Here is a 10,576-nt window from a genome sequence, read left to right as displayed (position 1 = left end):
ATGCGTTTGCCCGGCAAATGCGGCTCCATCCGATCCCACTGGTGATCTTTCAACATCAGACGAACTCCGCTCACCCAAGCCTCCGCGCCCAAAAGGAGCTTGAATCAGATTTGCGAGTCCGTCGAAAGCCTGAATGTCAACGCGCTCTAGTGCTCTAACTGAAAAAAGCTTATTTTAAAAGGAATTTTGCTCTGTCCTGATTGCTTCCGATCACTCATGATCACATCGGAAGCTTTTCGGATCTAGTCTGGGGGACTAGGGGTCGGAGGTTCAAATCCTCTCGCTCCGACCATTCATTTCCATGAGTTGCTGAAGCTGTATCAGCCGGCCGCAGGGCCGGCTTTTTGCCGTGCGGGGCCGGGCGAGGCCTCGGAATACGCTCTCCTTTCAGTCCAGCTGAAACAAAGCAGCACTCATAGCGGTCGGCCTCTGACGGCGGCCCAGAGTCGAGCGCTTCTCCAGCGTGTCGCGGCCGAGCCGGGACTTTGAGCAGGAGAACAAGATGGATCGTCGTGCCCTACTCGGCGGCCTCGCCGCGCTTGTCGTTTCCCCAGCCTTGGCCCAGACGAGCGGCTCCTCCCCTGCCATGCCTTCATGCTCTTCCGGAACCATGCCGATGAACCAGACAGGGGGGCAGATGAGTCAAGCCGATATGCAGCACATGCAGCAGACGTTGCAGCTTGGCTTGGTGGCCCTGGAATCGAGCCGCATCGCCATGAACAAGGTACGCAGCGAAGATCTGAAGCGCTTTGCGAATTTCGAGGTCCAGGAGCAGACCACGCTCTCGGAGGTGCTGCACTCGATGATGGAGCCTGCCGCTACGGCGGCGACGGGATCGACTGGCAGCCAGTCTAATCCCTCCAGCATGAACATGCCGCCCATGCAGATGGACGCGTCAGCCCACGACATGATGCAGAAGATGCAGAACCAGCAAGCCGGAGCTGAATTCGACACGATGTACCTGCGGGCCCAGCTGCAAGGCCACCGCGACCTGCTCCAAGTGCAGGAGCGTTATCTGCAGTCGAACCCTCAGAACCGCGAGCACACGAATGTCGCCAAGATGGCCCGTGGGCATATCCGCGAGCAGCTCGCCATGCTCGAAGAGATGCAGAAGACCCTGCGATAAGATGCAGTCGGCTTAACGACCTCAGATACGCAAAGCCCGCCCCAGTCGAGGCTGGAGCGGGTTAAGTCTCAGGAGCAATCCTTGGAGGGATCCTTCCCCAACCCAGTCCAAGCCGGAATGTTTCACGGGCCGAGGTGCGGCGTTCCAACCCATGGTCAATGCTCTCATCGACATGCGGCGCATCGTTGATGCGGCAACCGGGAACTGCATTTCGCTGACGCGGACCTCCCGTTCCGGATGCCGCGCCCGAAGCCGTCTGCTTGCACTCTCACGCCTGAACTCTTGCCAGAACCGGTCGTTCTTATTCGGCCAGATGACGCTTGGAGAAGGACATCACCGTGACGAAAAGCAACGTGGAATATCGAGCAACCGCACGGCAGGATAGTCCGAGCGCCCCTCCAGCTCAGCCTCCCGGCTTCACCTCCGTTCTCGAGCGCAACATAGACGCCTTGCGGCGCAAGCGGCAGCAGGAGGAGGAGAAGGCGAGTCTGCAGGATCGCATCGCGGAGGTCATTACGCGCTTTTCCGGCAGCATGGCCTTCGTTTACGTCCACCTGGGGCTGGTGGCAGGCTGGGTCGCGGCCAATCTCGGCCTCGTCCCCGGCGTCCCGGCCTTCGACCCGACCTTCGTCATCCTCGCGACCTTCGCCTCCGTCGAGGCGATCTTCCTCTCGACCTTCGTACTGATCAGCCAGAATCGTGCTGCTGCAGAGGCCGATCGGCGCTCGGAACTGGATCTTCAGACCAATCTGCTGTCGGAGCACGAGATCACGCGCCTGCTGACGCTAACCCGCGCGATTGCCGGGCACCTCGGCATCCGAGAGGCGAGCGATCCCACCTTGGAAGAATTGGAACGGCACGTCGCGCCGGAGAAAGTTCTCGACAGGCTGACGGAAGACGAAGACAGCCATTCGCCCTGAAGGGCCGGGCTCGATGAAGGCTGTTCATCCTATGGGAGATGGTGGGCGGTGAGGGACTCGAACCCCCGACCTGCGGTGTGTAAAACCGAAGCTCTACCAACTGAGCTAACCGCCCGATGGGCCTGACATAAAAAGAGAAGGCCAACAACGCAAGCGTCGTCGGCCCTCTTAAAGCATCGGACCTGAAAGTGGAATGCACTTTCGGGATCAATCCGATGCTAACTCTCTTTAATGACGCATCGCACGGTGCAGAAAACCGGATCCGCTTTCCCGCACGATGCGCCGGCGAACATCGCTCAAATGCGATTACTTCGCGTTGACGGCATCCTTCAGGCCCGCGCCAGCGCGGAACTTGGGGGTCTTAGAAGCGGGAACCTTGACCTTCTCGCCAGTGCGCGGGTTGCGCGCCTCACCGGCAGCGCGGTTTGTCACCACGAACGTGCCGAAACCGACGATCTTCACCTCGTCGCCCTTCTTCAGAGCGCCGGTGATCGCCTCGATGGCGGCGTCGATCGCGTCGCCAGCCTGGCCACGCGAAAGGCCCACCTTGTCGGCGATTGCCGCAACGAGCTCGCCTTTATTCATCGTCATATCCTCCAGTGATCACGGCGGTCGCAAAGGAAATGGTCCACCGTTTCAGGGACAACTCGTTTGGCGCAAAGCTTGTCCGTAAGCAAGCCCCGAAGTGGCTGAAATCAGCCGATTATTTGCACTTTTCATCAAAAAAGAAGCCCCTGGACCGGGGTCCAGGGGCTTCTACCGTAACGTCATGCGTTTGGATTTAGTGGGCGATCACCCCGGCCGAGTCGTCCTCGACGCCCGGCTTGTGACCCTTGAGCTCCGAAGCCTCATCCCATTCAATGCGCTCCGGTATGCGCACAAGCGCATGCTGAAGAACCTGATCCATCATGGAGACCGGCACGATTTCCAGACCGTTCTTCACGCTGGCCGGAATGTCCGCCAAATCCTTGGCGTTCTCTTCCGGGATCAGCACCTTCTTCATACCGCCGCGGAGAGCAGCCAGGAGCTTCTCCTTCAGGCCGCCGATCGGAAGCACCCTGCCCCGCAACGTCACCTCGCCTGTCATGGCGATATCGCGGCGAACCGGGATACCGGTGATGACGGAGACGATAGCGGTCGCCATGGCGATGCCGGCCGATGGGCCGTCCTTGGGCGTCGCGCCTTCCGGCACGTGCACGTGGATGTCCCGACGGTCGAACAGGGGCGGCTCGACACCGAAATCGAGAGCGCGGGAGCGGACGTAGGACGCCGCAGCCGAGATCGATTCCTTCATGACGTCACGCAGGTTGCCCGTGACGGTCATCTTGCCCTTGCCCGGCATCATGATGCCTTCGATGGTCAAAAGCTCGCCGCCGACCTCTGTCCAGGCCAGGCCCGTGACAGCGCCGACCATATCCTCTGTCTCGGCCTCGCCGTAGCGATAACGCGGCGGTCCCAGGAACTCGGGCAGGTTGTCGGTCGTGACCTCGACGGCCTTGACCTTGGAGATCAGGATCTCCTTCACGGCCTTGCGGATGAGGTTGGCGAGCTCGCGCTCCAGGTTACGCACGCCCGCCTCGCGGGTGTAGCGGCGGATCAGCATGAGCAGAGCCTCATCGCCGATCTTCCACTCCTTCTGCGCCAGACCGTGCTTCTGCATGGCCGAGGGGATCAGGTGGGTGCGGGCGATCTCGGCCTTTTCCTCCTCGGTGTAACCCGCGATGCGGATCACTTCCATACGATCGAGGAGCGGGGCCGGGATGTTGAGCGTATTGGCCGTCGTCACGAACATCACATTGGAGAGGTCGTAATCGACTTCCAGGTAATGGTCGTTGAAGGTCGAGTTCTGCTCAGGGTCGAGAACCTCGAGCAGGGCCGCCGACGGGTCGCCGCGGAAGTCCATGCCCATCTTGTCGATTTCGTCGAGCAGGATGAGCGGGTTGGACGTCTTGGCCTTGCGCATCGACTGGATGATCTTGCCGGGCATCGAGCCGATATAGGTCCGACGGTGACCGCGGATCTCCGACTCGTCACGGACCCCGCCGAGCGACATGCGCACGAACTCGCGGCCCGTGGCCTTTGCGATCGACTTGCCGAGCGAGGTCTTACCCACGCCGGGAGGACCGACGAGACAGAGGATCGGGCCCGTGAGCTTGTTGGCGCGCTGCTGCACGGCCAAATACTCGACGATACGCTCCTTGACCTTGTCGAGACCGTAGTGATCCGAATCGAGCAGATCCTGGGCGGCCTTGAGGTCCTTCTTCATCTTCGAGCGGCGGTTCCACGGAATACCGAGCAGCCAGTCGAGATAGTTGCGCACGACGGTGGCTTCCGCCGACATGGGTGACATCTGGCGGAGCTTCTTCAGCTCACCCAGCGCCTTTTCACGGGCTTCCTTCGTGAACTTGGTCTTCTCGATCTTCTCTTCGAGCTCGGCCAACTCGTCACGACCTTCGTCGTCGCCGAGCTCCTTCTGGATCGCCTTCATCTGCTCGTTGAGGTAATACTCGCGCTGCGTCTTCTCCATCTGGCGCTTGACGCGGGTACGGATCCGCTTCTCGACCTGGAGAACGGAGATCTCGCTCTCCATCAGGCCGAGCACCTTTTCGAGGCGCTGGGCGACGGTAGCGGTTTCAAGAATCGCCTGCTTGTCGGCGATCTTGATGGCGAGATGCGAAGCGATCGTGTCGGCGAGCTTTGCGGGCTCGTCGATCTGGGTCACGGCGGTCACGACCTCCGGCGACACCTTCTTGTTGAGCTTCACGTAGTTTTCGAACTCGGACACGACGGAGCGGGCAAGAGCCTCGGCCTCCACCTGATCACCGAGTGCGTCCGGAAGCGCTTCGGCTTCGGCCTCGTAATATTCGTCCGTGCGGGTATAGGCATTCACCTGGGCGCGGCTCGCGCCTTCGACCAGCACCTTCACGGTGCCGTCGGGCAGCTTCAGCAGTTGCAGGACGTTGGCCAGGGTGCCGACTTTGTAGATCGCATCCGTTGACGGATCGTCATCTGTCGCATCGATCTGGGTGGCTAGAAGAATGTGACGGTCCCCCTTAACCACTTCCTCAAGCGCGCGGATCGACTTTTCACGGCCGACGAAGAGCGGCACGATCATATGTGGAAAGACAACAATGTCGCGCAGAGGCAGAACCGCATAGGTTCCGGTCGAGCCTGGAACGACAGGCTGACGTGGCTTCGACTGTGTCATGAGACGGTATCCTTTTGACTGCGTCCGGCGATCCCCTCGGATGAGCTGGATGTCAGACGAATAACCGGAATGCTCAGGCTCTTGTTATGGGCTGCATCCGGTACACCGGGCTCTCCCTCGCAACATGAGCGAACAGCACCGGCGCAAGAGATAATGTGGCGTTGTGGGCTTACTGTTTCAAGAAGATTGCCCACAACACATCGGTTCATGAAGGGTGCCCCCTGGCTGCCCCTTATGCGCTGGCGCTTGCTGCCTGATCGTTGCGCTCGCCATGGATGAAGAGCGGCTTGGCCTTGCCCTCGACCACCTCGGGACCGATCACCACCTGCTCGACGGAATCGAGACCCGGCAGGTCGTACATGGTCTCCAGCAGGATGCCTTCCATGATCGAACGTAGACCGCGGGCACCCGTCTTCCGCTCGATCGCCTTGCGGGCGATCATGGAGAGGGCCTCGTCCTGGAAGGTCAGGTTTACGTTCTCCATCTCGAAGAGACGCTGATACTGCTTCACCAGGGCATTCTTGGGCTCCTGCAGGATCTTCTTGAGGGCGTCCTCGTCGAGATCCTCAAGCGTCGCCAGAACCGGCAGACGGCCGACGAACTCGGGGATGAGGCCGAACTTCAGCAGATCCTCAGGCTCGACGGCGCGGAAGATCTCGCCCGTGCGGCGGTCGTCGGGGGACTGGACCGTCGCACCGAAGCCGATGGACGTGCCCTTGCCGCGGCCGGAAATGATCCGCTCAAGCCCGGCGAAGGCGCCGCCGCAGATGAACAAGATGTTCGTGGTGTCCACCTGCAGGAATTCCTGCTGCGGGTGCTTGCGGCCACCCTGGGGAGGCACGGAGGCAACGGTGCCTTCCATGATCTTCAGGAGAGCCTGCTGCACGCCCTCGCCCGACACGTCGCGGGTGATGGACGGGTTGTCGGACTTGCGGGAGATCTTGTCGATCTCGTCGATATAGACGATGCCGCGCTGAGCCCGCTCGACATTGTAGTCGGAGGCCTGGAGCAGCTTGAGGATAATGTTCTCCACATCCTCGCCGACATAGCCCGCCTCGGTCAGGGTCGTCGCATCCGCCATGGTGAAGGGCACGTCCAGGATCCGGGCCAGGGTCTGCGCGAGCAGGGTCTTGCCCGAGCCGGTGGGCCCGATCAGCAGGATGTTCGACTTGGCCAGTTCGACGTCGTTGTGCTTCGTCGCATGGGCGAGGCGCTTGTAATGGTTGTGCACCGCCACCGAGAGCACCTTCTTGGCGTGCTCCTGGCCGATCACGTAGTCATCCAGAACGCGGCTGATTTCCTTCGGGGTCGGAACCCCGTCGCGGGACTTCACGAGAGACGATTTCGACTCCTCGCGGATGATGTCCATGCACAGCTCGACGCATTCATCGCAGATGAAAACCGTCGGGCCAGCGATCAGCTTGCGAACCTCATGCTGGCTCTTGCCGCAGAAGGAGCAGTACAGCGTACTCTTCGAGTCGTTGCCGCCAGCCTTGGTCATTATCACATCTCCAATCCGTGCCGGGACAGCTCCTGCCGGCCCAACACTCTTAAGTTATAGGCGACGGACCTAATAAAATGTTCCGTCGCTAAGAGTTGAACGCCCAAATCGCCCTGTCTCCCGAATCCACATGCAATCACGCGGAGGCCGCGCGATCAATAGAAACGGGGTTACCCGGCAAAAAGACGCACCCGGGGGAATATTGTCCCCAGGTTTTAAGGGTTACGCCGGGGTGGCGGCCGGCTCGGGACGCTTCTCGATCACCTGGTCGATGAGGCCGAACTCCCGGGCCGCCTCGGCGGTCATGAAGTTGTCGCGCTCCAGCGCCCGATCGATCTCTTCGTAGTTACGGCCCGTATGGCCGACATAAATCTCGTTCAGACGGCGCTTGAGGGCCTCGCTCTCGCGGGCATGAATCATGATGTCCGTGACCTGGCCCTGATAGCCGCCGGAGGGCTGGTGGACCATGATGCGGGCGTTCGGGAGGGCAAAGCGCATTCCCTTCTCGCCGGCGGTCAGCAGAAGGGAGCCCATGGAGGCGGCCTGGCCAACGCAGAGGGTCGAGACCGGGCAGCGGATGAACTGCATCGTGTCGTAGATCGACAGGCCCGAGGTCACGACGCCGCCGGGCGAGTTGATATAGAAGGAGATTTCCTTCTTGGGGTTCTCGGCCTCGAGGAACAGAAGCTGTGCCACGATCAGCGAGGCCGAATAATCTTCGACAGGACCCGTGAGGAAGATAATCCGTTCGCGCAGGAGGCGCGAATAGATGTCGAATGCGCGCTCGCCGCGGTTCGACTGCTCAACCACCATCGGGACGAGCGTATTGTTAAAGAGCGCTACCGGATCTCTCATTGTCTCACTGCTCCAATTCGGCCGCGCGGGTGCGCGGCCGTGCAATTCATGCAAGCAGCGAGACGCTTAAAGGAGCGTTACTCGCCCTTGCCGGCTTTCTCTCCGTCCTCGTCCTCATCGCTGAAGAGCGCATCCTTGGAGACGGTCTCCTCATCCACCTTCACCTGGGACAGGATCTGGTCGACGACCTTCTCCTCGAACAGAGGAGCCCGGATTTCAGCGAGGGCCTGTGGGTTCTTCTGGTAGAACTCCCAAACCTGCCGCTCCTGGCCGGGGTACTGACGGACCCGTTCGATGAGGGCCTGAGTCACCTCATCGTCGGAGATCTTGATATCGGTCTTCTCACCGATCTGTGCAAGGACCAAGCCGAGGCGAACACGACGCTCGGCGATCTTCCGGTACTCGGCCTTGGCCTCGTCTTCCGTGGTGCTCTCGTCCTCGAAGGTGCGGTTGTTCGACTTCATGTCGCCGACGACCTGCGACCACACGGCAGCGAACTCCTGCTCGACCAGGGTCGGAGGCAGCTCAAAGCTGTACTTGGCGTCGAGAGAATCAAGGAGATCCTTCTTCACCTTGCGGCGGGACTGGGCGTCGAAATCGCGCTTGATGGCATCGCGGATCGCGTCCTTGAGCTTGTCCAGGGAGTCCATGCCGAAGCCCTTGGCCATCTCATCGTCGATCTTCAGCTCGCCCGGAGCCTCGATTTCCTTCACGGTCACGTCGAACTCGGCATTCTTGCCGGCCAGATGGGCCGCCATGTAGTTCACCGGGAAGGTGACCTTCACGAGCTTGGTGTCGCCGGCCTTGAGGCCGAGGAGCTGGTCCTCGAAGCCGGGGATGAAGGTGTTGGAGCCGAGCTCGACCCGGATGTCCTCGCCCTTGCCGCCCTCGAACTCGGTGCCGTCGATGCGGCCCACGAAATCCACGACCACCCGGTCGCCATCGACCGCAGCGCCTTCCTTCGGCTCGAAGGAGCGGTTCTGCTTGGCCATCCGCTCGAGCGATTCGGTGATCTCGGCGTCGGTGACATCGGCCACCGGCTTCTTGACCGTCACGTCGGAGAGATCGGCGAGCTCGAAGACCGGCAGGACCTCGAGAGCGACGGTGAACGCCAGGTCGCCCTTGGCCTCCATGGCCTTTTCGACCTCTTCCTGGCTCTCGGGGAACTGGATCTGCGGCTCGTGGGCGAGCTTCAGATTGTTGTCCTCGACGATCTTACGGTTGGCCTCGTTGACGGCATTCTGCAGCACGTCCGCCATGACGGAGCGACCATAGACCTTACGCAGATGTCCCACCGGCACCTTGCCGGGGCGGAATCCGTTGATCCGCACGCGATCCTTGAGGGTCGACAATTCGCTGTTCAGGCGCTCTTCCAACTCGGTGGCCGGGAGCACGACCTTGAACTCTCGCTTCAAGCCTTGGGACAGTGTTTCCGTCACCTGCATGGTTTTATTCGCCTTCATTCACTCGAAAAATTTCTGTCAGGCTCCGGCCGATGCGGCTTCATGCCGTCAACCAGGCCACTCGGAGCCTCCGGATAACCAACCCTGGCGGGATTGGTGCGGGCGGAGGGACTCGAACCCCCACAACTTTCGTCGCTGGAACCTAAATCCAGTGCGTCTACCAATTCCGCCACGCCCGCGCGGGAGCGGCGCGCGGGCGCACCCCTCTTCCGGGACGCGGCTCTATAGCATGGTTGACGAAGCGTGCATCAAAAAAGTTCGTGTGCGGCCAAATGGCAACCAATCTTGGCCGTTCACGTTCAACGCTGTACCGATGCCAGCATCCGCAAGCCTTGAGACGAGCCTGCCCTCATGATCACCCGCCGCGCCGTCACCGCCGGTCTCGTCACGACCTTGGTCGCCCTCTCCCGCGAGTCACGGGCCCAGATCCCGGACGGCCCCGAACAGGTCCTGACGGCAAAGCCTACGCCGACGAAGCTCCGCCCGGATGCGGTCGCTGAGGCAGACATTTGGACTTTCGATGGGAGCCTGAGTTCCGCTCTGCGCATCAAGCACGGATCGGAGCTCCGCCTGAAGCTGCAGAACGAGACCGCCCTGCCCCTGTCGCTTCATTTCCACGGCGTGCGGGGTCCGAATGCCATGGATGGGGTCGGTGGTCTGACCCAGGAGCCGGCTGCCCCCGGAAAAAGACATGAGTACCGCTTCACCCCGCCCGATGTCGGCACCTTCCTGATCCGCCCCTGTGTTCTTGGCGGCAGCGCCGAGCCCGCGGAATGCGGCCTCTCGGGCTTCCTGATCGTGGAGGAGCCACATTCGCCGCAGGTCGATCAGGACCTCGCCCTGCTCGTCGACGACTGGCGCCTGAACGATGACGGGTCTCTCGCTCCCTTCGAGAAGCCAACGGAAGCCGCCGCCGGGCGGCTTGGAAGCTGGCTTAGCGTCAACGGCAAGGCGACGCCGCAGCGGATCGAGGCGCTCCCTGGCGGGCGCCTGCGCCTGTGACTCGCCAATGCCTGCAACGCCCGGACCATGCGTCTGCGCTTCGACGGCCTGAAAGCCTACGTCATCGCCATCGATGGCCAGCCGACAAGCACGTTCGAGCCGCTGAAAGCCTCCCTGCCTTTCGCGCCCGGCACCCGCTACGACCTGCTGGTCGACCTCGCCCCCGAGGCCGGAACGGCCGGTGCCGTCATGGCCCTGATCGGAGACGGGATGCCGCTCGTCGAGATCGTGACCGCCGGGGACAAGCGGTCCGAACTGCCCGCCATCACGCCGCTGCCGCCCAATCCGAAGCTGCCCGAGGCCATCAAGCTTCAGAGCGCCACCCGCAAGGACGTGACGATCAAGGGAGATCCGAAGGCTCCCAATGGTTCCTGGACGGTGTGTCACGAACACATTTCTGAAGGAGGAGATGTGGAGCTGTACAAGAGATGAGGGTCGGCCCCTCGAGGTCCGCAGTCAGGTGCCGACCTCAAACCCCTGCAAGCTGCGGCCGTCAAGAGC

The 10,576-nt window shown here is 61.5% G+C and carries 9 protein-coding genes and 2 tRNA genes; 4 read left to right on the top strand and 7 right to left on the bottom strand.

Annotation, left to right across the window (positions count from 1 at the left end):
* Positions 1 to 502: 502 nt before the first annotated feature.
* Entirely contained in the window at positions 503 to 1,126 is a 624-nt protein-coding gene (locus tag FS320_RS30945; protein ID WP_152716202.1) for a DUF4142 domain-containing protein, read from the top strand.
* Positions 1,127 to 1,464: 338 nt separating this feature from the next.
* Entirely contained in the window at positions 1,465 to 2,046 is a 582-nt protein-coding gene (locus tag FS320_RS30940; protein WP_338105556.1) for a DUF1003 domain-containing protein, read from the top strand.
* A gap of 39 nt (positions 2,047 to 2,085) precedes the next feature.
* Here the strand turns inward: FS320_RS30940 and FS320_RS30935 are convergent.
* The 7 genes from FS320_RS30935 to FS320_RS30905 all read right to left on the bottom strand — a co-directional run bounded on the left by FS320_RS30935 (position 2,086) and on the right by FS320_RS30905 (position 9,252).
* A tRNA-Val gene (locus FS320_RS30935) sits at positions 2,086 to 2,161 on the bottom strand.
* Between the two features lie 191 nt (positions 2,162 to 2,352).
* Complete coding sequence (locus tag FS320_RS30930) at positions 2,353 to 2,631, bottom strand: HU family DNA-binding protein (protein WP_152716198.1); 279 nt, start codon at positions 2,629 to 2,631, stop codon at positions 2,353 to 2,355.
* Positions 2,632 to 2,827: 196 nt separating this feature from the next.
* Entirely contained in the window at positions 2,828 to 5,254 is a 2,427-nt protein-coding gene (gene lon, locus FS320_RS30925; protein ID WP_152716196.1) for an endopeptidase La, read from the bottom strand.
* Positions 5,255 to 5,486: 232 nt separating this feature from the next.
* Positions 5,487 to 6,755 carry an ATP-dependent Clp protease ATP-binding subunit ClpX gene (gene clpX / locus FS320_RS30920; RefSeq protein ID WP_152716194.1) on the bottom strand — a complete coding sequence of 423 codons (1,269 nt, stop codon included), beginning with the start codon at positions 6,753 to 6,755 and terminating at the stop codon, positions 5,487 to 5,489.
* Positions 6,756 to 6,977: 222 nt separating this feature from the next.
* Positions 6,978 to 7,610 carry an ATP-dependent Clp protease proteolytic subunit gene (locus FS320_RS30915; protein WP_152716192.1) on the bottom strand — a complete coding sequence of 211 codons (633 nt, stop codon included), beginning with the start codon at positions 7,608 to 7,610 and terminating at the stop codon, positions 6,978 to 6,980.
* A gap of 77 nt (positions 7,611 to 7,687) precedes the next feature.
* Positions 7,688 to 9,055, bottom strand: a complete 1,368-nt coding sequence (gene tig, locus FS320_RS30910; protein WP_152716204.1) for a trigger factor — start codon at positions 9,053 to 9,055, stop codon at positions 7,688 to 7,690.
* A gap of 112 nt (positions 9,056 to 9,167) precedes the next feature.
* A tRNA-Leu gene (locus FS320_RS30905) sits at positions 9,168 to 9,252 on the bottom strand.
* Positions 9,253 to 9,424: 172 nt separating this feature from the next.
* On the opposite strand from FS320_RS30905, the gene FS320_RS48525 reads away from it, so the two are divergent.
* A complete protein-coding gene (locus FS320_RS48525) occupies positions 9,425 to 10,075 on the top strand; it encodes a multicopper oxidase family protein (RefSeq protein ID WP_244627508.1) in 651 nt (216 codons plus the stop codon).
* A gap of 27 nt (positions 10,076 to 10,102) precedes the next feature.
* A complete protein-coding gene (locus tag FS320_RS48520) occupies positions 10,103 to 10,507 on the top strand; it encodes a cupredoxin domain-containing protein (protein WP_244627507.1) in 405 nt (134 codons plus the stop codon).
* The last annotated feature ends 69 nt before the right edge of the window (positions 10,508 to 10,576 follow it).

Source organism: Microvirga tunisiensis, from assembly GCF_009296175.1.
GTDB lineage: Bacteria > Pseudomonadota > Alphaproteobacteria > Rhizobiales > Beijerinckiaceae > Microvirga > Microvirga tunisiensis.
This window is presented reverse-complemented; position numbering and strand designations above follow the sequence as displayed.